This window comes from Pantoea cypripedii, assembly GCF_011395035.1.
Classification (GTDB): domain Bacteria; phylum Pseudomonadota; class Gammaproteobacteria; order Enterobacterales; family Enterobacteriaceae; genus Pantoea; species Pantoea cypripedii_A.
Window position 1 is genome coordinate 2,510,494 of the sequence record NZ_CP024768.1, and the last position, 20,817, is coordinate 2,531,310.

The following is a 20,817-nucleotide window of genomic DNA, read 5'->3' on the forward strand; positions in this document are numbered from 1 at the left end:
CCCCTGTGGGCGGTGTTATGTGTCACGGTCAGGAAAAATGGATACCAGCCTGCTGCCAGAAGGTCGCAAGCCCGTCAGCGGTTAACTGATGCGCGGTATCAGGCGCAGGTACCGGCGGCAATTCAGCCTGCTGGTGCCAGTCGCGCAGTGCGGTTATCCAGAGATTTTCTTTGTTACGGATATGGCTCGCCGACCCACGGTGCCGGAGTGACGCAATGTCGCTGCACAGCACCGGCAGACCTGCTGCCTGGTAATGGAGTAATGCCAAATCATCTTTGCCACGGTTTTCGTCGAGATGGAGACGAAACAGCACCGCCATGTTGACGTGAAGACTGGCGAGTTCATCGGCCGAAACCGGACCCGGGGCAGCACGATGGATTTCGCTGATCGACTCAAGCCAGCTGGCCGGTGCTGCCCCCCGGATCACCCAGTCGATAAATGTTGACGTTTCGCCCACCACACGGGCAAAAAAGCGTATATCCGCCGCGCTCAGTTCGCTGGTGTCACACAACACCCGCAGGCGTGCGTGACGCGGGGCACTGCTGGGCCGTGTTTCTGGCATCATCACCTGCGACGGCAGCAGAAACGTGCTTTGCTTACGTTTTTGCAGCCAAAGCTGTGATTCTCCACTCCACACCAGCCAGCCATTCAGCCAGCTCGCCTGTAACAAATCCGAGCCGGATTGCTGGGTAACGCTGGCTTCCGGCAGGACATAGCATTGGCAGCCGCTCAGATTCACCATCGACGCGATGTTGTCCTGTTGTCGTTCGGCGACATCGGCCGCAACGATCAACACATCCGGTTGCAGACGCAGCACCACCCAGGGGGAAAAGGCGTCATAAGTCAGCAGCGCAATCTGTTGCTGCTGTGCCATCAGAGTCAGGATCTGCAGCAAGCGCGCGCTATTTGGCTTATCTTGATCGTCATGCACAAAAGCCACTCGGGGAATTTTTGCCTCGCTAAAGGCGGGCCAGGTTTGTTTCAGGCTCTCATCAACGCTGAAAGGATCACCGTGCAGCGAGTAATTAAGGGGATAGCCAGGATCGCACAGCAGGTCACGCCCCCAGTGCTGGCGCAGTCGGCTGGCCTCCGGTGACGAAGAGTTGAATCCGCGCGCATTGCCCCTTGTTGCCACCACGCTGTGCGGTGTCCAGATGCTGCGATAACCGGCCTGGGCAATTTTCAGGGCAAAGTCGATTTCCGCTACCGCAGGGTCGCTGTAACCTTCGTCCAGTCCCCCCAGTTGCTGCCAGCAACGTTGACGGATTAACAGGCACTGCCCATTCAGCAGCCGTGACTGACGATCGCTTTGCAGGTAACCACCCATCACCTGCGAGTCCCAGCGTTCGCCGTGACCAATATGCCCGGCCAGCCCGCGGTGACCGGCAATAACCCCCGCCGAGAGAATATGCTGTTCGCTGTGGATCAACTTCGGTCCCACCATCGCCACTTCCGCTCGCAGCGCATGGTTCATCAACGCGGCCAGCCAGTTATCCAGCAGGAAGATCAGCTGCGGCTCAATAAAGCACAGATATTCGCCACTGGCCTGCGCCGCTGCGGCGTTGCGCAGTGCCACCGGCTGCCAGCCAGCGGCCACCTCAATCACACGAATCCGTGCTGGATCGATGGTGGCCAGCCCCGCCAGCCAGTTATTCAGCGTACTATCGTCATGCTGATGATTGACCACCAGCAGTTCGGTATGCGGCCAGTTATTATGTTGCAGCAGGCTGGTGATGGCGTGCTCCAGCTGGGCCAGCGAATTGCCCGCCAGCAGGATCAGCGAGACCTGTGGCAGCGCATCATGGCCATACAACAACTGCATGATCTGGCCCGGCTGGATGTGCACCTGGGCGGCGGGATAGCCCATCAGATGCAGGCCATGCTCCAGCACCCGCGCCGTCTCCAGACTCTCGTCTTCGCTCAGCTGCGGCTCAGGCAAAATACTCAACAGATCCGGGTAATGCCGGATCGCCCCAGCACCTGCGTGTAATGCGATCAGCTGCATCAGAGACACTTCAAATGCCTGCGGATATTGCCGCGCCTCACCCAGCCAGCGTTGCAGTGCCTCGCGTGCCAGCAAACATCGCTTCAGCCAGGATGCAGGCGATGCGCTGAACAGATCCCAGTCCCAGTGCGGTTTCAGATGTGGCACGGCTGCGCCCGCCGCGTTCAGCCACAGCTCGTCGCTGTACACCGCCAGGGCATCCGTTTGTCGGTTAAGGAAATGGGCCAGTGCCGGCCAGCTTTCCGCGCTGTAAAAACTGCCCGCAGGGAGGCAATGTAACCAGTCAAATGTGGCTGTGGCGCTGGCGTGTTGCAGCCAGTTGAGCCACTCATCAGCATGAATCGCCAGTATGTCCGCAGGCAGGGTCATCTCCTGCGCCGCAATCACCACCACCTGCACAAACGCAGGCCGTTGCGCCAGGGTGTCAAGCGTCAGCAAGAGATGCTCAGGATGGTCGGCATCGTTAAACACCGCCACCAGGATACGCGGCGAGCTGGCTAATGCCAGCCTGTTATGCAGAGCTGGTGTCAGGCTACGTTGTACCAGCCAGTTTTCCAGCCGCCCCTGCCTCAGCGCCTGCTGGTGCTGGCGGAGCTTCTGCTGGGTCATATCCACCAGTTGCTGGATCTGCGCCTGCGTCTGCTCACGGCGCGCCAGTAAGGTATCGCGCATCTGCCACAGATTGGCACGCACGGCCTCAAGGGTCTCTGGCTGGTCATCCCAGCAGATACCGATGGCGCCATTTTCGGCCAGCGTCGCCTCGGTCAGGGCATATTTTTCGTAACCCGCTGCCGTCAGCGCGACCACCGGGCTGCCACACAGAATGGCCAGTAAGGCCGTACCGGATGATTCAAAGGTATAAAACGTTCGTGCCTTTTTGAGCTTCGCGGCCAGTTCGGCTAGCGTCAGTGGATGCCGCATCGAGAGGATCTCAATACCGGGCGGTAAAGCAGCGAAATCAACCGCGGAGGGGGGCACGCGGTTCAGATAGAGAATGTCGCAATATTTTTCTGGTTGATCGTCCTGGAACAGCTCCAGGTCATAAAACTCGATGTTTAACAGGCGGGGATTTGCGTATTTACCGGCAAACTCCGGGCGGAACCAGAAAAACAGATCATCAGGACCGGCCTCCAGGCTATTGCCGTTAATCACCCCTTCCTGGTTGAGCATATAGCGCACCACCACCGGTGCCTGAAGAGGGTTGCCGCTCACCACTTCCGGGTAAATAGCGGCAAACAGGCCGCCACGCTGCCGGTGCTCCCACAATTCTTTGCCACTGACTGCCGGGGTATTCCACGCCGGATTCACGGTGCAATTGACCATCCATGCCTGCCTGCCACTTTCATTCAACAGGTGACACAAGCGATGCATCACCTGAATGCCAGCCGAAGACTCGCGATAGTCCGGTGCAATAATGAAATAGGGAAAGTTTTCGTCCTGAATGGTGGTCATCGTCGTGTGCTTCTTCTGTCGCTGATGGTGCCCGGAAAATATTCCCTATAGTAGCGACCCCGCCCTGCCACCAATCCCAAAAACAAAGGGCAAAAACGGGGTATTTCCTGCGCTATCAGGCAGTCCAGGCTTTTAACCAGTTATCCAGGTGCTTACCGGTCAGCATCCACTCCTCCCGCACCAGGGTTTGCAGGGCAAGACCATTGCGCTCGCTGGCATCGGCATCACTGAGGTGCATACGGATCGCATCCACCCAGTCTTTAAAGCGATTCTTGACGCGGGTAACCGGCATCTCGGTGTGGCGATAGCACTCCACATCACTACAAATCACCGGAATACCGCAGGCACCGTACTCCATCAGACGCAGGTTGCTTTTGCAGATGTTAAAGATGTTGTCTTCTACCGGTGCCAGCGCCAGATCGAGATTGAGCGCGGCTAACGCCGCCGGATAGAGACTGATGTCGACACCCGTATGATGTTCATGCACGTAAGGGCGCAGTTTTTCCGGACACATGCCCATAAACACCCACTCCACCTCATTCGCCAGCGTCTTCACTACGTCGGCAATCATCTCCAGATCGCCCTGATGGCTGGCACCACCCGCCCAGCCCACGCGCGGTTTGCGCCCTTGTCCGCGCAGGCTATGCAGGTTGCCCCACCAGTTCACCGGCAGACGGTTCAGCACCACCTGGATATCGGGATGGTAAGTGGCGAGCGACTCGGCCAGCGGCGGTGTCGAAACCACAAAACGGTCAAAGTAGCTCAGGCTTTTGCGCAGCAGTCCGGAGATCTCCTGGCTGAAATTGGCACGGTTGTAGTGCTTCATTGGCAGGTTGAGGATGTAATCGTCCAGTTCGAACACTTTAAACATATCCGGCATCTTGCCCGCACGTTCAATCCAGCTATGGAAGGCCGGTGCGTAACGGCGTTGGATGATCAGGCTGTCGGGACGATACTGGGCCACTTCGCTCAGATTGAGCAACGATAACGAGGCGTTGCCCTGCGCCTTGCCCTCCACCTGCATCGCATACAACGGCTGCAGCATGCGGTAATGACCACAGCCAGCGGTATCGGAGTGATGCAACAACAGTTGTGGCAGCGCGGGACGTTTCACCGGGCGCCAGCTCATTTCACTGTCGTTGCTGATATCAAAGTGGCGGCTACGGAGTGACAAATTGGTGTTATAGGCGGGGTCATGCCCCACCAGCGGCAGCCAGCGTTGCAGCAATTTGTCTTCTTCCTGCTGCCTGAGTTGGGCGGCAGTCTTGAGCGCGACACCCGCAAAAGGACTTTTGCGTTCGGCAGCACGCATGATACGTGCGTAAGGAGTCCAGACCGTGAGATAACCCTGTTCGCGCGCACGCAGACACAAATCCACATCGCTAAACAACGTCTGGCTTTCATCGAAACCGTTAAGCGCCGCAAACACCGCAAAACGCACCAGCATAAAATCGCCAGACACGGCGCTGTAATTCTGATCGAGATGCAAACGGCCCAGTGCACTGGGATCTTTATCGTCATGGCCACGCAGCACATCGCCCACCACGCCATTGATGCCCAGAACATAACCCGCGTGACGCACTTTATTATTGGCGGAGAGCTGCTTACCACCAACAATCGCCACTTCCGGGCGCTGCCCATGATTAAGCAGATTGTCCAGCCAGTCGCCATCCGCAATCGCCAGCTCACTGTGCATAAACATCAGGTATTCACCCTGCGCCTGCTCTGCTGCCAGATTACTCATCGCGCCCTGATGCCATGGATGCGGGTATTGAATAACGCGAATACGTTGCGGATCCACCGTGGCAATGGCACCCAGCCAGTTGTCGCGTTCCGGGCTGTGCTGGCAGTCAGCCACAATCAGCAGCTCGTAATGCTGATAGCGCGTCTTCTCCATCAGCGTCGTCACACAGGTAATCAGGGCCGGCAGACTTTGCCCGGCGAGGATCACGATCGAGACTTTTGGCTGTGCCTCATGGTTGTAGCGCAGACGATAGTTGTAGTAATTGTCGAGGGCGATTTCGGCATTGGCGTAACCGCGATTTTGCAGGTGACGCTGGATTATCCCGGCATCCACCACCACCTCGCGTGCACGCAAATGCGCCGTCAGTAGCGGTTCTGCCAGGTGCCCCACCACGTTCAACCCTTGCGACTCGATCAGTTTCACCATCAGGTCCAGTTCTGCCGCCTGCGGATAATTGAGGTCAAACCCTTCTGCCGCCAGCAGCAATTCACGGCGGAACAGCCAGTGCTGCGCCATGGTTTTCGGTGAACTGAGCAACATATCGAGGTTGAAATCCGGGCGGAACGCCAGGCCAGAGGGCTCACCGTTAATGAAGAAATACTCATCGGCATATAACGCCAGCACATCATCACGGGATGGCAAGGTACTCGCCAGTGCGATCAGGCCAGAGGCATTAAAACGCGTTCCTGCCTCAACAAAAATAAACCAGTGGGCATCCTGATCGTTGATCAGTTGATTGATTACCGGTAAACGCTGCTCGGCTGATGACGGAAACGCCAGCACACCCGTCTGATTATCGGTGACTGCCCCCACCAGTAATGGGCGCAGCGTCAATAATGGGGAAGCAAACGCGGCCAGCGATGCCAGGGTTTCATCAAGCAGAGCCGCATTTTCCGGGGTGACATTGATGACCACCGCCACGCAGACAGGTTGCGCAACTTCCGCACTCTGCTGCATCAGTGCCGCCTGGTGAGCCGAAGTCAGCTGACGCACCGCATTCCAGTGTTCAAGGGTACTGTTGCTCAGCGCCTGATATTGCTGCTGACGCATATTGTATTGCGTCGTCTGAGCCGGTTGCGTCAGCGAGGTCACCCTGACCATCTCAGACGGGCCTTTGGCATTGATATACCATTGCGCTTTGCGCAGCTGCTGAGTCAGTTTCTCACGGGGGATACGGATGTGATCTTCCCCCTCTTTCAGATGGGGTTGCACATACACGTCTGACACACGCACCGTACATAGCGCTTGCGGGAACCATACCGCATCCCCCTGTGGCAGCAACTTGCTATACAGCACCAGCGCAGCAATTTCGGGTAACGCCTCCCCCTCAAGGCTCAACAGCGCATGGTTATCAGGCATTAACGCCAGTAACATTTCCCTGCGCATCAGCACGGCACTGAGATCACCCAGCAAGTTGTAATCGAGGCGGCACTGGTAACGTAACAGGTCCGTCCCATTGATCAGTCCGGATTGGGGCAAAAACGCGGCGGTGGAGAGGATATCTGGCATCGGTTCACCCGATGCATCAATGCGGTTACGTTTGGATAGCGCCAGCACCGCCTGAGGTGCCATCTCCAATGCACCCACCAGGGTACTGATGGCGTTGCTGGCCAGCACATCTGCATAGCTCAGCACATTAATAAACTCGCCCCGCGCTTCCCGGATCGCTTCGGCAATGGCTTCGGGATGTCGTGCCGGATAAATCAGATGACGAACCGGATGACCCGGTTGATTCAGGTAAGGTTGCAGCAGTTGTGCGACAAATTCTGTACCACTGACGTCAGCCACCAGGATTTCACAGTCAGGATGGTCCTGCGCCAGCGCACTGCTGAGCGCCCCTTCCAGCCAAACGGGAAAATACGCCGTGATAATAATGCTGACACGTGGGGAATGGTTCATGATGGCCCTTCTCTGGCAATGGTTGCGTCAGCCGTCATCGGCACGCAGCAAGACGATTTTTCCTTATCCTAAGGGTTGCCAGCGAATTCAATCCGCCAAGCAGCGCCACGATTTTGCGGTTATTCAGCCATAAAAAAACCCCGCCGGAGCGGGGTTTGGCAGTCATTCGAGACTTACTGCAGCAGAGACAGAACCTGCTGCGGAACCTGGTTAGCTTTCGCCAACACGGAGTTACCTGCCTGCTGGATGATCTGTGCTTTAGACATGTTCGACACTTCTGTCGCGTAGTCCGCATCCTGGATACGGGACTGCGCTTCTGACAGGTTGGTCGTGGTGTTATTCAGGTTAGTGATAGCAGAGTCCAGACGGTTCTGCACCGCACCCAGGCTTGAACGATAGGTGTCAACCTGAGAAATCGCTTTGTCCAGCAGAGCCAGCGGGTCAGCAGTAGATGCACCAGCGAATTCAGCAGTCGCGGTGGTGGCACCGCTGGTGCTCAGGTGAATGGCCATAGTACCGCTGGTTGATTGAGCGGCGTTATTGCTGTTCGCCAGCACGGTACCGCTTACCGCGTAGTTTTTGTCCTGCAGAGTGGTGTAAGCAGTCACGTTACCGCTGCTGTCGGTACCCACTTTAATCAGCTGACCACTTACGGTGGCCGGGCTGCCGCTCGACAGACCATTCGCTGCGTCATCATAAGAAACGTCAACGGTGTTCAGTTCAACTTTACCGGCGTTGTTGCCAGAAGTACCGTCAGTATCAACAGATACAGAGTAGTAATCGCTGCCAGACTGTACCACGTATTCGCTGGTGCCAGAGATCTGGTGCAGAGACAGAGTACCGCTGCTCACGCCCAGTTTGCTTGCCACGTCAGTCAGGTCGATGTCAGTCATTACGCCGGTGCCGGTATCAGCAACCTGAGTAATAGAATCAGTCACATCCAGAGAGTTTTTAGAGACGGAGAAGCCGCTCAGACCCAGAGTTGAAGAGTCAATCTGCTGCAGGTTGATGTCGATAGTTTCGCCATCGTTTGAGCCAACCTGGATGCTCATTGAACCGTTTTTAGACAGCACGTTCACGCCGTTGAAGGTGGTCTGGCCAGACACACGGTCAATTTCGTCGAGACGTGATTTGATTTCGTCCTGGATTGAAGACAGGTCAGAATCAGAGTTAGTACCGTTCTGAGCCTGTACAGTCAGTTCACGGATACGCTGTAAGTTGTTGTTGATTTCAGACAGTGCGCCTTCAGTTGTCTGCGCAGCAGAGATACCGTCGTTGGCGTTACGCGCTGCCTGAGTCAGGCCGTTGATGTTAGAAGTGAAGCGGTTGGCAATCGCCTGGCCCGCTGCGTCATCTTTAGCGCTGTTAATACGAAGACCAGAAGACAGACGCTCGATAGAAGTAGACAGAGCAGACTGGTTCTTGTTGATGTTGTTCTGAGTGATCAGCGAGAGGCTGTTGGTATTAATGACTTGGGCCATGATAAATATTCCTGTTAATCAAGTCTTTCGGTTAAGGTGTGGGCTTCAACCCGCCGGCTTCAGCGCCGTCAAAGTTGTTATCGTCTGCCCTTAAACAACCTTTAGATTTTTTTTAGTACCAGGCAAAAATTTTTCACTTCAGCCTGTCACGCTTATCTTTATCGCCCAGGTCTTGCACTTCTTTAGTGCTGAATGATCACTTTTCTAGCGTCAGAAATACCCTTCTCTATATGCGCTATTCGCTTTATTACTCGCAGGTAAATAATTTTAAACTTTGCCCATCCCAAGCCGATAACCCGGGTATTCACTCTCCGTGTCGACATAAAAAGGAAACAACATGGCAAGTATCTCTACCCTGGGTGTCGGTTCAGGCCTCGATTTAAGTACCATTCTGGATAGTCTGGAAACCGCCGAGAAAGCGTCATTAACGCCGATTTCAGATCAGCAGACGGCATATACCGCAAAACTGAGCGCCTATGGCACGCTGAAAAGTGCTCTGACAACATTCCAGACCGCGAATACCGCGTTAAACAGCGCCGACCTGTTCACGGCAACGACGGCTACCAGCACCTCCTCTGCATTCAGTGCAACAACCTCAGGTAGCACGGTAGCGGGCAACTACACGATCAGCGTGTCACAGCTGGCACAGGCACAGACTCTGACCTCTGCCACACAAACCAGCAACAGCACCGCGCTGGGCGATAGTTCTGCCAGCAGCCGTACCATGACCATTAAACTGGTTGATGGCACCAGCAAAGACATCACCCTGACCAGCGATCAGACTTCGCTGACGGGAATGCGTGATGCGATCAACAGCGCCGATGCCGGTGTCACCGCCACCATTATTAAAACCGGCGATAGCAGCTACCGTCTGTCACTGACCTCGACGGAAACCGGCAGCGACAACGCCGTCAGCAGCATCACGGTCACCGGCGATGATACCTTGCAGGGTATTGTGGGTTATGACTCCACTGCCAGCAGCAACGCCATGACGGAAAGCGTCACGGCGCAAAACGCCAAACTGACGGTGAACAACGTTGAAATTGAGAACAGCAGCAACACCATCAGCGACGCGCTGGAAGGTATTACGCTGAAGCTGAATGACACCACCACCGGCAACCAGACGCTGGCCATCACCAAAGATTCCTCGAAAGCCGACAACGCGATTACCAGCTGGGTGAGTGCCTATAACGCCCTGCTGACGCAGTTCGACACGCTGACCAAATATACTGCGGTGGATGTGGGATCAGACTCACAGGATTCCAGCAACGGTGCACTGCTCGGTGACAGCACCCTGCGTACCATTCAGACCCAGCTGAAAAGCATGCTGACCAATGCGCAGAGTTCGTCCACCTATAAAACCCTGGCGCAGATTGGTATCACCACCGATCCGACATCAGGCCAGCTGGAGCTGGATTCCGACAAACTCTCCACCGCACTGGAAAGCGATGCTGATGGCGTGAAAGAGATGATCGTCGGCGACGGTACCACCACCGGTATCACCACCACTATCGCCACCAACCTGACCAACTGGCTCTCTACCACCGGCATTGTGCAGGCGGCGACCGATGGCGTCAGTAAGACGCTGAATGATTTGACCGATCAGTACAACGACATGAGTACGCGTATCGATAACCTGATCGCCCGGTATAAAACGCAGTTTACTGCCCTTGACGTTCTGATGAGTTCGCTGAATAGCACCAGTAGCTATCTGTCGCAGCAGTTCGACACGTCGTCCAGCAGCTCCAGCAGTAGCTCATCCTCATAAGGAGTGATTCATGTATAGCGCAAATGGCACTCAAGCCTATGCCAAAATCGGCGTTGAAAGCGCCGTCATGAGCGCCAGCCAGCAGCAGCTGGTGGTGATGCTGTTTGACGGCGCGCTCAGCGCGCTGGTTCGCGCCCGCCTGTTTTTACAGGACGGTAATATGGAGGGCAAAGGCCGCTCGCTCTCTCATGCGATCAACATTATCGAAAACGGACTCAAACAGGGTCTGGCAGACAGCAACGGTGATGAACTCACCGAGAACCTGTTAGGGCTGTATGCCTATATGGTACGCCGTCTGTTACAGGCCAATCTGCGAAATGACGTGGAAGCCATCGAAGAAGTTGAAGGCCTTCTGCGTAATATTGCTGATGCCTGGAAAGAAGTCGCTCAACCTCAACACCTTCAGGACGCCGTTTAATGACTATCGCACCGCATCTGATTGCCATTTATCAACAGTTACTCGATCTCAGCCAGGGAATGCTGCGTCTTGCCGCAGACGGCGAATGGGATGAATTGATTACAAAGGAGATGGATTATGTCAGTGCGGTGCAACAGTTAGCCCGATCGACGCAGGATGCGGCACCTTCGCTGCAAACCCAGGAGCAGTTGCGCCCGGTATTGCGCCATATCCTCGACAACGAGAGTGAAGTCAAACGTTTGTTGCAGACCCGTATGGATGAACTGTCACAGCTGGTGGGGCAAACGTCGCGCCAGAAGTCAGTGATGGGTGCCTATGGCAAGCAGGGCAGCGTGCTGGTACCGCGCGAATCGGTCTGAGTTTTACCCTCACGCAGCGGCAGCGAAAATCACTTTTCCGCCGCTGCGTCTTTTTTCCTGTCTGCTACTGCTGAGCAACGCTCTGCGTCGGCCGCAAAATTTCCGGCTCGATATTCTGAATCACCGCTTCATTGGGACGTGCCGCCACTTCCTGTAATGCCTGCTGGCATTCCACTGTCGGGCGATCCACTTTACGCATACGCAAACCATCGTAGCGCAGTTCACCATTTTGCAACTGCAATGGCATCACCCGTACCAGACGCGTCACGTTGACCCACTGATCATCAAAGCGAGTCAGCTTGCCCGGCTTGGCAATCACGCGCTGCCATTGACGGCAATCCAGCGTATCACCCTTAGCACCGATAATCAGGCTGGCCATCGCCTGGTCACTGACCAGCTTGCTCTGTGGCCCCACAGTTTGCCAGTAACCCTGTAATTCTGCCGGAGGCGGGGTTTGCACTGCGGCTTCATAGTTGTTGATTTGCGCACAACCGGTCAGGGCCAGTGCCGCCAGTACCATCCACTTTTTCATCTTCGATCCCTACACTCGCTTCAATGGCGGCTACGTTATAATTTTTCCAGTGAGTTTCGCAAGCTGTCTGCACGTTGGTTGCTCGCATCACGCGCGTTTTACCTCATATGACCCGGCTCGGGCGACAACCTGACTGATGCACGTTACACTACGCGCCGAGTCGATTAGCAGGAACCCCGCATGAAAACACCAGAACAGTATTATGCCCAGGCACGCGACATGTTTTTTGCCGCCCACCCTGATTTCCAGTCAGCACTGGATGAACTGACAGAGCAGGATGCACAGCAGGCGAGCATGACATTAACCGCCCTGCGTCAGTGGCACGCTGAGCGTATCTACGCTGCATTTCTCCGCCAGAAGAACCTCGACGGTATGCTGTTTTCCATTCAGCTTGCCGAGCCAGATAAAGCGGTGGCGGCAGATGCCATCGAAACCTACCTGAAATCACACGCTACGGCGCTGGGAATGACGTGGGAAGAGTTCTGCATTAAAAACGAACTTTGATGCTCTGGCACGGTTTAGTCCGGCCCTAAGAAAGCTCAAAATGATCAGGATAAAGTTGTACAATCTATGAAAAGTTGTATAACTTAGTCTGACGACTTCGGTCGTAGATTGTCCTTGAACGAATGGTGCCTTTGCACCGCCTCTGGAGGTGTTGCTGGATTTCCACCTCCAGAGGTAAAATTTTTTTCTACTCTTCGCGCTCAATCGCCTTCACTTCGACGTAACGCGCGACAGCCAGCAGTCGGTTAATATGCGTCAGCAACAGGTCCACATCGGATTGTAAAAACTCCTCGGATGAGCGAGAAGCCGTCACAATGGCATCCTGGACCGTATCACTGATGGTTAATGAATTATCCTGTTTGGCCTGAATCAGCAGTGCAGCAATCAGCAGCGATTGTGCTTCCACCTGCGCCATCACTTCCTTGGCTTCCACATCCATTTTTGCCATCTTGAGCAAAATATCGATTACCAGTTGCCGCATGTTTACCCCCTGGAATGAAAAACGTCACACCGTGACCAGCGATAATATTTTCATCTTAGCTCTTTCCGCTGCTTGATACTGTTTTTATTTACAGTAAAATGGCGCACTGATTCATTAAATGGAATGCCCTGATGTTTGTGGAGCTGATTTACGACAAGCGCAACGTAGCGGGATTACCCGGCGCGCGCGAAATGATTTTGCAGGAACTGGAAAAGCGTGTGCAGCGGGTGTTTCCCGAACTTGAGGTCCGGGTCAAGCCGATGGAACGTAATGCCATTGATACCGACATGAGTAAAAACGATAAAGCCACCCTGGCACGGATCATCGAAGAGATGTTCGATGAAGCTGATATGTGGCTGGTGGCTGATTAACCACCAGCGCCTTCGGCTTAGCTCTCCTGCTCGCTATGATTGATGGCGATTTCCAGATCCTGAATCGCCTGATCGATATCATCCAGCAATTTACCCTGCTTATTGAGCAAACCATCGAATCGCCCTGCGTACTCTTTGTCTTTATATTCACCGGCATCAAAGGCCAGCCAGTGACTGGAAAGCGTTTCAGTATTGGTTTGCGCGTAATGACGCATCTCCTTTAGCTGTGAGGTGACATCACGCAGGTAGTCAGTTTTGGTTTTGATTGCCTCTGAATCACTCATGCTATTTTCCTTTTTCTAAAAATTGCCAGTTTTAATAACGTGCGAATGATTAAAGTTAGTAGAAAATAGCGAGTTCGCATTAGGAATATTCGGAACTGATTGCTGATAAAATATCCCTGCGCCTCCCCGTTACGACAAACAAATTTGCTCATTACAGCGACTGAACGAAGATTTTCCTGCCCGACCCTGCCTCACCGCGCGGATAAATATTACCGGTCATGCACGGTCAGCGAGCCAATAGTTGCAACGTAAAAAACCCGCACAGCGGCGGGTTAAATAAGACAAGAACTACGGCAAAAATTACAACACGTCGGTCAAGTGATCGACGACAACCCTTCCGTTTACATCGGTCTGTGTAATGCGATAACTGACACACCAGGAACGCTGAATACATATTTTATCAAACAAGGACACCCGTCCTTTATGTTCGCCATTCGCGCCAATAATGTGCCATTCAGTAATATCTTCCTGACCGCGATTGTTGAGCCTTTGCATACTCTGTTCTACTAAGCGATCGCTATCATCAATCTTCAAATAATCACGCAACATTGTGCTCACCTCCCGTTAACGAAGGTCACACTACGCTTTTTATTTGTCGTTTCAATCTAATATTTTTATCGATAACCCAGCAACCACCTGATACAGAAAGAATCCGACTTGACGCCAGCCAGTCTTCGCGTTCCAGCCTGCCGGGAGGAGATCAAGCCACTACAAATATAAATCATCTGCCGTATCGTCTTTTTCCTTCAGCGCTCTGTTAATGTAGGTCACACAAAAAATAATGCTGTGGAACCTGCCATGCTCTCAACCATCCTTTATCGCAGCCATCTGTGCGACCATGTTCCGGTGAAAACCCTTGAAGGCATGGTTGATAAAGCCAATAAAAAGAATGAATTATCGGATGTGACGGGCATTTTGTTATTTGATGGTCTGCACTTTTTCCAGTTGCTGGAGGGACCGCACGAAGCCGTGCAGTCTATCTATGAACGGATCTGTAAAGACGCGCGTCATGAAAACCTCGTGGAATTGCTGCATGACTACGCTCCGGCACGCCGTTTTGGCAATTCCGGCATGGAGTTGTTCGACCTGCGCGAGCATGATAAGGCCACTGTATTACAGGCAGTGCTGAACAAGGGGACATCCCGTTATCAGCTCACTTTTGAAGATCGGGCGTTGCGTTTTTTGCGTACTTTTGTCGAAGCCAGAGAAAAAGAAACCTATTTTGACATTCCCCCGGCCAGCACCTGGGAATTTATCGCTGATAACGAAGAAAAAGTGCTGGTCGACGTTATCCCTGATCCCTCAACGCGCTGCCATTTTGCCTTTCAACCCATCATTGACCCTTTTTCACGCGAAGTGCTGGCGCTGGAGGCGTTGATTCGCAGTGCCGATGGCGGCCCGCCGCAAAAGTTTTTTGCTCCCTACAGCCGCAAGCAGGCCTATGAGATCGATCTCAGGAGTAAAAGCCAGGCCTTTAAGCTGGCAAAACAGTTCGCCATTCCGGAACTGACGCTATCGATTAATCTGTTACCGATGTCGCTGGTGATGGTGCCAAACGCCGTGGATTATCTGCTGACAGAAATTCGGGCCAGTGGCCTGGTACCCGAGCAGATTGTGGTGGAGGTGACAGAGGATGAAGCCATTTCGCGAGCCGATGAATTTGCCGCCGCGATTAAGCAATTAAAAGCGGCCGGGATTAGCGTGGCGCTGGATGATTTTGGTGCCGGATTTGCCGGACTGTCACTGCTGGCCAAATTTCAGCCAGATAAGATCAAAATCGACCGCAACATTATCAAAGACGTACACAAAAGCGGTCCGAAGCAGGCTATCGTGCATGCCATTATCAAATGCTGCTCCTCGCTGGAGATCTCAGTGATTGCTGAAGGGGTAGAAAAAGCGGAAGAATGGATGTGGCTGGAAGCTGCCGGTATCAGCAAATTCCAGGGTTTCCTGTTTGCCCGCCCGCAGCTGAACGGCATTCCTGCGGTGGCCTGGCCGGAGATCCAATAGGTTTTATCAAACCAGACCAGAAAGGTCACCCAACGGTGACCTTTCTGAAAATCAATGCCCCACCCGGCGCTTATCTCCGGCACTCGTAATGGCTTAGCTCTTGAAGGGGCAAAACCATCTTCTCAGATTATTCCTGGCAAAACTTAGCAATAGTTGCTAAGTTTACTATTAGCCAGATAACAATATTGAGCGGGTATTACACCGACATATTCATGATGTCGGTGTAAGCCGATACCAGCTTGTTTCTGACCTGAATGCCCATCTGCATGGAAATCGATGATTTCTGCAAATCGACCATCACATCGTTCAGCGCCACGCCCGGTTTACCCATCTCAAAATCCTGCGCCTGAGTGCGCGCGTTGTTCTGCGTTTCGCTGATTTTATCCAGCGCGGCTTTCATGGTGGCTGCAAAATCCACCTGCTGCGTGGCGTCACTCTGCTGACCGCTGGCCTGCACCGATGTCAGCTGGAGCTGCTGCAGAACACCATCAATTGCCTGAATCGACATGCCATTACCTCGTTGAAGTTGATCCGAATTTTCACGATGGAAAAGTTAGCACACTGTCAATAAGACAAAGGCGCTAAATGACTGCAAAAAACCCGGCTTATTCAGCCATCAAATTTCGCGATTCAGAAAATAATGCAAAGCATTGGAGTGGAATTTCATTTTTCGACGTTTCAGGGAGTCAGTTTTGTCACCACAACACACCCGGTCAATTATGTCAGGCAGGAATCGGTCATGAATGCGAGTGCAGCCGCTACACAGGATACAACAAAGAAAGGCTTCAGTGACCTTATCGCCCGCCTGCGCGCCAATCCGCGAATTCCCTTAATTATCGCTGCCGCTGCGGCTATCGCAGTGGTTTTTGCATTGGTGCTCTGGGCTAAAACCCCGGATTATCGCGTCCTTTATAGCAACCTTTCCGATGAGGACGGCGGCGCAATTGTTACCCAACTGACCCAGATGAACATCCCTTACCAGTTCTCAGAGACTGGCGGTGCGCTGATGGTGCCAGCTGAAAAGGTGCATGAACTGCGCCTGCGTCTTGCCGAGCAGGGTTTGCCAAAAGGGGGATCGGTCGGTTTTGAACTGATGGATAAAGAGAAGTTCGGCATCAGTCAGTTCAGCGAACAGGTCAACTATCAACGTGCGCTGGAAGGTGAACTGGCGCGCACCATGGAAACCCTCGGACCGGTCAAAAGCGCCCGCGTCCATCTGGCGATGCCAAAACCCACGCTGTTTGTTCGTGAGCAGAAGGCCCCTTCCGCGTCAGTCACCCTGAACCTGCAACCGGGACGTGCGCTCGATGAAGGCCAAATCCAGGCCATCGTGCATATCGTCTCCAGCAGCGTCCCCGGTCTGCCGCCGGGTAACGTCACGGTGGTGGATCAGGCAGGTCGTCTGCTGACCCGCTCTGACAGCGAAGGTCGCGATCTTAACGATGCCCAGCTGAAATTTACTTCCGAAGTGGAAGCGCGTTATCAGCAACGTATCGAAGCCATCCTTAACCCGATTGTTGGTCAGGGCAACGTGCACGCGCAGGTGACGGCGCAGCTCAACTTTGACCGCAGCGAACAAACTGACGAGAAATATCAACCGAACGGTGGTCCGGATAACTCGGCGATTCGCTCGCGCCAGACCAGTACCAACCAGCAAAACGGCAGTCCCTATCCGGGTGGCGTACCGGGTGCGCTGTCCAACCAGCCAGCACCTGCCAATACTGCGCCGGTAACCAATCCGCCGACTAACAATGCCAACGGCCAGAATGCCAATGGTCAGAACAACGCCGCGAATGGCAGCACGACCAGCACCGCCCAGCAGAACAGTGGCCCTAGCAGTTCACGTCATGATGACACGGTCAACTACGAGCTGGATCGCACCATCCGTCATACCAAAGTGAATGTCGGTGATGTGCAGCGTCTGTCGGTTGCCGTGGTGGTGAACTATCGTGCTGACGATAAAGGCAAACCCGTTGCGCTTAACGACCAGCAGATTAAGCAGATTGAAGACCTGACGCGTGAAGCGATGGGCTATTCGCAGACCCGTGGCGACAGCATCAACGTGGTGAACTCACCGTTCAACATGACTGAGCCAGCCGGTGGCGACCTGCCCTTCTGGCAACAGCAGTCGTTCTTTGATCAGCTGATGACCGCCGGTCGCTGGCTGCTGGTTGCCCTGGTTGCCTTCATCCTCTACCGCAAGCTGGTCCGTCCGCAGCTGCTGCGTAAACGTGCCCAGGAACAGGCTGCCGCTGACGCTGCTGCTGCCCGTGCCGCTGCGCAGGAAGAAGAACAGGCCTACAACGTGCAGCTCAGCAAAGATGAGGTGGATCAGGAGCGTAAATCAACTAACCGCATGAGCGCGGAAGTCATGAGCCAGCGCATCCGCGATATGTCTGAAAACGATCCACGCGTTGTTGCGCTGGTGATCCGTGAATGGATGAGTAACGAACTATGAGTCTGACCGGTACTGAAAAAAGCGCCATTCTGATGATGACCATTGGCGAGGATCGTGCGTCTGAGGTGTTCAAACACCTCAACCAGCGCGAAGTGCAACATCTGAGTGCGGCAATGGCCAGCATGAAACAGATCTCGCACAAGCAACTCACCGAGGTATTACGCGAGTTTGAGATGAACGCCGAGCAGTTTGCTGCGCTCAGCGTCAACTCCAATGAATACCTGCGCACGGTGCTGGTCAAGGCGCTGGGCGAGGAACGCGCCTCCAGCCTGCTGGAGGACATTCTCGAAACGCGTGAAACCACCAGCGGGATGGAAACGCTCAACTTTATGGAACCGCAGGCGGCCGCGGATCTTATCCGCGACGAACACCCGCAGATTATCGCCACCATTCTGGTCCACCTCAAACGTGGCCAGGCAGCAGATATTCTGGCGCTGTTCGACGAGCGTCTGCGTCACGATGTGATGCTGCGTATCGCCACCTTCGGCGGGGTACAGCCAGCAGCGCTGGCAGAGCTGACCGAAGTGCTCAACAGCCTGCTGGATGGTACCAACCTCAAGCGTGCGAAAATGGGCGGCGTGAGAACCGCAGCAGAAATTATCAACCTGATGAAAACTCAGCAGGAAGAAGCGGTTATCGAAGCGGTGCGCGATTTCGATGGCGAACTGGCGCAGAAAATCATCGACGAAATGTTCCTGTTCGAAAACCTGGTGGAAGTGGACGACCGCAGCATCCAGCGTCTGTTGCAGGAAGTGGAGTCCGAGCAGTTGCTGATTGCCCTGAAAGGTGCCGAGCAGCCGCTGCGCGAGAAGTTCCTCAAAAACATGTCCGCCCGTGCGGCCGACATCCTGCGCGACGACCTCGCCAACCGTGGCCCGGTACGTATGTCTGCGGTGGAAAACGAACAGAAAGCCATCCTGCTGGTGGTACGCCGTCTGGCAGAAGCCGGCGAAATGGTAATTGGTGGTGGCGAGGAAACCTATGTCTGATGCCTTTTCCGCCCGTCCATGGCAGCCCTGGCAGCCTGATGATTTAGGGCGTTCGTTTGATACGGAACCGGAACCTTTGCCGCTGGAATCCATCAGCGACGAAGAGCTGAGTCCCGAAGATGAGCAGCAGCAACAGCTGGAGCGTCTGCAACAGCAGATGCGGAAAGAAGCACAAACCCAGGGTTACAGCGAGGGTTACCAGAAAGGCCATGCGGAATCACAACAGCATGGTTATGACGCGGGTTTTCAGCAGGGATTAGCCGATGCTCAGCAGCAGCAGGCCCCTTTGCAGGCGCGCATGCAGCAACTGGTGACCGAATTCCAGCACACGCTGGAATCGCTCGATAGCGTGATTGCCTCGCGTTTGATGCAGCTGGCACTGGAAGCCGCGCGCACGGTGATCGGCCAGGCGACCACGGTCGATGGCAGCGCCCTGCTGCGCCAGATCCAGCAGCTGATCCAGCAGGAACCGATGTTCAGCGGCAAGCCGCAACTGCGCGTCCATCCTGACGATTTACAGCGTATTGAGCAGACGCTCGGCCCGACGCTGGATCTGCACGGCTGGCGTCTGCTGGCCGACAGTTCCCTGCACCCCGGCGGCTGTAAACTCAGTGCCGAGGACGGCGATCTCGATGCCAGCGTAGCGACACGCTGGCAGGAACTGTGCCGCCTGGCGGCACCGGGAGAGTTCTGATGACGACGCGCCTCAATCGCTGGCTCGGGGCGCTGGACGCCTTCGAAGATCGTATTTCTCAGGTACAGACCGTGCGCCGTTATGGTCGACTGATCCGTGCCACCGGCCTGGTGCTGGAAGCCACTGGCCTGCAACTGCCGCTCGGTGCCACCTGCGTGATTGAACGCCACGACGGCGCGAACATTACCGAAGTGGAAAGCGAAGTGGTCGGTTTTAACGGCCAGAAACTGTTTCTGATGCCGCTGGAAGAGGTGGACGGGATTTTGCCCGGTGCCCGTGTGTATGCGCGCGTCAGCGGCGATAACGCCCACAGTGGCAAACAGCTGCTGCTCGGTCCGCAGCTGCTGGGCCGCGTGCTCGACGGCAGCGGTAAACCGCTGGATGGCCTGCCCTCACCCGAAACCGGCTATCGCGCCCCGCTGATCACCGCCCCTTTCAACCCGCTACAACGTACCCCGATCGAAGATGTGCTTGATACCGGTGTGCGCGCGATTAACGCCCTGCTCACCGTCGGTCGCGGCCAGCGTATGGGCCTGTTCGCCGGTTCCGGCGTGGGTAAAAGCGTGCTGCTCGGCATGATGGCGCGTTACACCAAAGCCGATGTGATTGTCGTCGGGCTGATTGGTGAACGTGGCCGTGAAGTGAAAGAGTTTATTGAAAATATTCTCGGGGCCGAAGGCCGTGCCCGTTCGGTGGTGATTGCTGCACCGGCGGATGTCTCCCCGCTGCTGCGTATGCAGGGTGCCGCCTATGCCACGCGTATCGCCGAAGATTTTCGCGATCGTGGTCAGCACGTGTTGCTGATTATGGACTCCCTCACCCGCTACGCCATGGCCCAGCGTGAAATTGCGCTGGCTATCGGTGAACCACCGGCCACCAAAGGCTATCCGCCTTCGGTATTCGCGAAACTCCCTGCGCTGGTGGAACGTGCCGGTAATGGCACCCACGGCGGCGGTTCGATTACTGCGTTCTATACCGTCCTGACCGAAGGTGACGATCAGCAAGACCCGATTGCCGATTCGGCGCGTGCCATCCTTGACGGCCATATCGTGTTATCGCGCCGCCTGGCAGAGGCCGGACACTATCCGGCCATTGATATTGAAGCCTCGATCAGCCGTGCCATGACGGCGCTGATCGATGAAAACCACTACGCACGCGTGCGCCAGTTTAAGCAACTGCTCTCCAGCTTCCAGCGTAACCGCGATCTGGTGAGCGTCGGGGCTTACGCCGCAGGTAGCGATCCGATGCTGGATCGGGCCATCAAGCTCTATCCACAAATGGAAGCTTTCCTGCAACAGGGGATTTTCGAACGCAGCGACTACGACGATGCCTGCCTGCATTTACAGGCGATGTTCGGTTAACCTGGGT

At 54.8% G+C, this 20,817-nt stretch carries 19 protein-coding genes; 11 read left to right on the forward strand and 8 right to left on the reverse strand.

The features are described from left to right. Positions 1-28: 28 nt before the first annotated feature. Both CUN67_RS11670 and CUN67_RS11675 read right to left on the reverse strand, forming a co-directional pair. The gene (locus CUN67_RS11670) at positions 29-3,457 is read right to left on the reverse strand and encodes a glycosyltransferase family 2 protein (RefSeq protein ID WP_208715447.1); all 3,429 of its coding nucleotides are present in this window, start codon (positions 3,455-3,457) and stop codon (positions 29-31) included. Between the two features lie 115 nt (positions 3,458-3,572). Then, positions 3,573-7,100, reverse strand: coding sequence for a glycosyltransferase (locus CUN67_RS11675; RefSeq protein ID WP_208715448.1), 3,528 nt, complete (start codon positions 7,098-7,100; stop codon positions 3,573-3,575). Between CUN67_RS11675 and CUN67_RS30590 the strand changes: the two genes are divergently transcribed. Continuing rightward, positions 7,099-7,233 carry a hypothetical protein gene (locus CUN67_RS30590; RefSeq protein WP_302882183.1) on the forward strand — a complete coding sequence of 45 codons (135 nt, stop codon included), beginning with the start codon at positions 7,099-7,101 and terminating at the stop codon, positions 7,231-7,233. The two genes, CUN67_RS11675 and CUN67_RS30590, sit on opposite strands and share 2 nt — an antisense overlap. 40 nt (positions 7,234-7,273) lie before the next feature. On the opposite strand, the gene CUN67_RS11680 is transcribed toward CUN67_RS30590, so the two are convergent. Continuing rightward, positions 7,274-8,581, reverse strand: a complete 1,308-nt coding sequence (locus CUN67_RS11680) for a FliC/FljB family flagellin (RefSeq protein ID WP_208715449.1) — start codon at positions 8,579-8,581, stop codon at positions 7,274-7,276. A gap of 337 nt (positions 8,582-8,918) precedes the next feature. On the opposite strand from CUN67_RS11680, the gene fliD reads away from it, so the two are divergent. Genes fliD through fliT form a run of 3 tightly spaced genes read left to right on the forward strand, consistent with a single transcriptional unit; the run spans position 8,919 to position 11,126 of the window. Next, on the forward strand, positions 8,919-10,349 hold the full coding sequence (gene fliD / locus CUN67_RS11685; protein WP_208715450.1) for a flagellar filament capping protein FliD: 1,431 nt from the start codon (positions 8,919-8,921) through the stop codon (positions 10,347-10,349). A 10-nt stretch (positions 10,350-10,359) separates the two neighbouring features. Next, positions 10,360-10,767, forward strand: coding sequence for a flagellar export chaperone FliS (fliS, locus tag CUN67_RS11690; RefSeq protein WP_208715451.1), 408 nt, complete (start codon positions 10,360-10,362; stop codon positions 10,765-10,767). Further along, complete coding sequence (fliT, locus tag CUN67_RS11695) at positions 10,767-11,126, forward strand: flagella biosynthesis regulatory protein FliT (protein WP_208715452.1); 360 nt, start codon at positions 10,767-10,769, stop codon at positions 11,124-11,126. The genes fliS and fliT overlap by 1 nt, the downstream gene beginning before the upstream one ends. Positions 11,127-11,190: 64 nt before the next feature. Here the strand turns inward: fliT and yedD are convergent, their stop codons facing one another. Continuing rightward, positions 11,191-11,658 (reverse strand): lipoprotein YedD, encoded by a 468-nt coding sequence (gene yedD / locus CUN67_RS11700; RefSeq protein WP_208715453.1) that lies wholly within the window; start codon positions 11,656-11,658, stop codon positions 11,191-11,193. A gap of 180 nt (positions 11,659-11,838) precedes the next feature. Between yedD and CUN67_RS11705 the strand changes: the two genes are divergently transcribed. Next, positions 11,839-12,162, forward strand: a complete 324-nt coding sequence (locus CUN67_RS11705; RefSeq protein WP_208715454.1) for a DUF6388 family protein — start codon at positions 11,839-11,841, stop codon at positions 12,160-12,162. Between the two features lie 187 nt (positions 12,163-12,349). On the opposite strand, the gene iraP is transcribed toward CUN67_RS11705, so the two are convergent. Next, a complete protein-coding gene (iraP, locus tag CUN67_RS11710; RefSeq protein ID WP_208715455.1) occupies positions 12,350-12,643 on the reverse strand; it encodes an anti-adapter protein IraP in 294 nt (97 codons plus the stop codon). 131 nt (positions 12,644-12,774) lie between these two features. Between iraP and CUN67_RS11715 the strand changes: the two genes are divergently transcribed. Then, positions 12,775-13,014 (forward strand): DinI-like family protein, encoded by a 240-nt coding sequence (locus tag CUN67_RS11715; RefSeq protein ID WP_208715456.1) that lies wholly within the window; start codon positions 12,775-12,777, stop codon positions 13,012-13,014. A gap of 17 nt (positions 13,015-13,031) precedes the next feature. Here CUN67_RS11715 and CUN67_RS11720 read toward each other — a convergent pair whose 3' ends face one another. Together CUN67_RS11720 and CUN67_RS11725 are read right to left on the reverse strand one after the other, a co-directional pair. Then, on the reverse strand, positions 13,032-13,298 hold the full coding sequence (locus tag CUN67_RS11720) for a hypothetical protein (RefSeq protein ID WP_208715457.1): 267 nt from the start codon (positions 13,296-13,298) through the stop codon (positions 13,032-13,034). 300 nt (positions 13,299-13,598) lie between these two features. Further along, on the reverse strand, positions 13,599-13,847 hold the full coding sequence (locus CUN67_RS11725) for a hypothetical protein (protein WP_208715458.1): 249 nt from the start codon (positions 13,845-13,847) through the stop codon (positions 13,599-13,601). A gap of 249 nt (positions 13,848-14,096) precedes the next feature. Here CUN67_RS11725 and CUN67_RS11730 point away from each other — a divergent pair, with 249 nt between their 5' ends. Beyond that, a complete protein-coding gene (locus tag CUN67_RS11730; protein ID WP_208715459.1) occupies positions 14,097-15,308 on the forward strand; it encodes a diguanylate phosphodiesterase in 1,212 nt (403 codons plus the stop codon). Positions 15,309-15,504: 196 nt separating this feature from the next. Here CUN67_RS11730 and fliE read toward each other — a convergent pair whose 3' ends face one another. Beyond that, positions 15,505-15,816 carry a flagellar hook-basal body complex protein FliE gene (gene fliE / locus CUN67_RS11735; RefSeq protein WP_208715460.1) on the reverse strand — a complete coding sequence of 104 codons (312 nt, stop codon included), beginning with the start codon at positions 15,814-15,816 and terminating at the stop codon, positions 15,505-15,507. Between the two features lie 231 nt (positions 15,817-16,047). Here fliE and fliF point away from each other — a divergent pair, with 231 nt between their 5' ends. The 4 genes from fliF to fliI are packed head-to-tail and all read left to right on the forward strand — an operon-like array spanning position 16,048 to position 20,810. Then, on the forward strand, positions 16,048-17,766 hold the full coding sequence (gene fliF / locus CUN67_RS11740) for a flagellar basal-body MS-ring/collar protein FliF (RefSeq protein WP_208715461.1): 1,719 nt from the start codon (positions 16,048-16,050) through the stop codon (positions 17,764-17,766). Continuing rightward, positions 17,763-18,755, forward strand: a complete 993-nt coding sequence (gene fliG, locus CUN67_RS11745; protein WP_208715462.1) for a flagellar motor switch protein FliG — start codon at positions 17,763-17,765, stop codon at positions 18,753-18,755. The genes fliF and fliG overlap by 4 nt, the downstream gene beginning before the upstream one ends. Then, complete coding sequence (gene fliH / locus CUN67_RS11750; RefSeq protein ID WP_208715463.1) at positions 18,748-19,449, forward strand: flagellar assembly protein FliH; 702 nt, start codon at positions 18,748-18,750, stop codon at positions 19,447-19,449. The genes fliG and fliH overlap by 8 nt, the downstream gene beginning before the upstream one ends. Beyond that, positions 19,449-20,810 carry a flagellar protein export ATPase FliI gene (fliI, locus tag CUN67_RS11755; RefSeq protein WP_208715464.1) on the forward strand — a complete coding sequence of 454 codons (1,362 nt, stop codon included), beginning with the start codon at positions 19,449-19,451 and terminating at the stop codon, positions 20,808-20,810. The genes fliH and fliI overlap by 1 nt, the downstream gene beginning before the upstream one ends. Positions 20,811-20,817: the final 7 nt, after the last annotated feature.

Bases quoted from the DNA above. Each gene is read 5' to 3' on its own strand.
- CUN67_RS11670 (WP_208715447.1), bottom strand. From the start codon at position 3,457: ATGACCACCATTCAGGACGAAAACTTTCCCTATTTCATTATTGCACCG.
- CUN67_RS30590 (WP_302882183.1), top strand. From the start codon at position 7,099: ATGATGGCCCTTCTCTGGCAATGGTTGCGTCAGCCGTCATCGGCACGC.
- CUN67_RS11675 (WP_208715448.1), bottom strand. From the start codon at position 7,100: ATGAACCATTCCCCACGTGTCAGCATTATTATCACGGCGTATTTTCCC.
- CUN67_RS11680 (WP_208715449.1), bottom strand. From the start codon at position 8,581: ATGGCCCAAGTCATTAATACCAACAGCCTCTCGCTGATCACTCAGAAC.
- fliD (WP_208715450.1), top strand. From the start codon at position 8,919: ATGGCAAGTATCTCTACCCTGGGTGTCGGTTCAGGCCTCGATTTAAGT.
- fliS (WP_208715451.1), top strand. From the start codon at position 10,360: ATGTATAGCGCAAATGGCACTCAAGCCTATGCCAAAATCGGCGTTGAA.
- fliT (WP_208715452.1), top strand. From the start codon at position 10,767: ATGACTATCGCACCGCATCTGATTGCCATTTATCAACAGTTACTCGAT.
- yedD (WP_208715453.1), bottom strand. From the start codon at position 11,658: ATGAAAAAGTGGATGGTACTGGCGGCACTGGCCCTGACCGGTTGTGCG.
- CUN67_RS11705 (WP_208715454.1), top strand. From the start codon at position 11,839: ATGAAAACACCAGAACAGTATTATGCCCAGGCACGCGACATGTTTTTT.
- iraP (WP_208715455.1), bottom strand. From the start codon at position 12,643: ATGCGGCAACTGGTAATCGATATTTTGCTCAAGATGGCAAAAATGGAT.
- CUN67_RS11715 (WP_208715456.1), top strand. From the start codon at position 12,775: ATGTTTGTGGAGCTGATTTACGACAAGCGCAACGTAGCGGGATTACCC.
- CUN67_RS11720 (WP_208715457.1), bottom strand. From the start codon at position 13,298: ATGAGTGATTCAGAGGCAATCAAAACCAAAACTGACTACCTGCGTGAT.
- CUN67_RS11725 (WP_208715458.1), bottom strand. From the start codon at position 13,847: ATGTTGCGTGATTATTTGAAGATTGATGATAGCGATCGCTTAGTAGAA.
- CUN67_RS11730 (WP_208715459.1), top strand. From the start codon at position 14,097: ATGCTCTCAACCATCCTTTATCGCAGCCATCTGTGCGACCATGTTCCG.
- fliE (WP_208715460.1), bottom strand. From the start codon at position 15,816: ATGTCGATTCAGGCAATTGATGGTGTTCTGCAGCAGCTCCAGCTGACA.
- fliF (WP_208715461.1), top strand. From the start codon at position 16,048: ATGAATGCGAGTGCAGCCGCTACACAGGATACAACAAAGAAAGGCTTC.
- fliG (WP_208715462.1), top strand. From the start codon at position 17,763: ATGAGTCTGACCGGTACTGAAAAAAGCGCCATTCTGATGATGACCATT.
- fliH (WP_208715463.1), top strand. From the start codon at position 18,748: ATGTCTGATGCCTTTTCCGCCCGTCCATGGCAGCCCTGGCAGCCTGAT.
- fliI (WP_208715464.1), top strand. From the start codon at position 19,449: ATGACGACGCGCCTCAATCGCTGGCTCGGGGCGCTGGACGCCTTCGAA.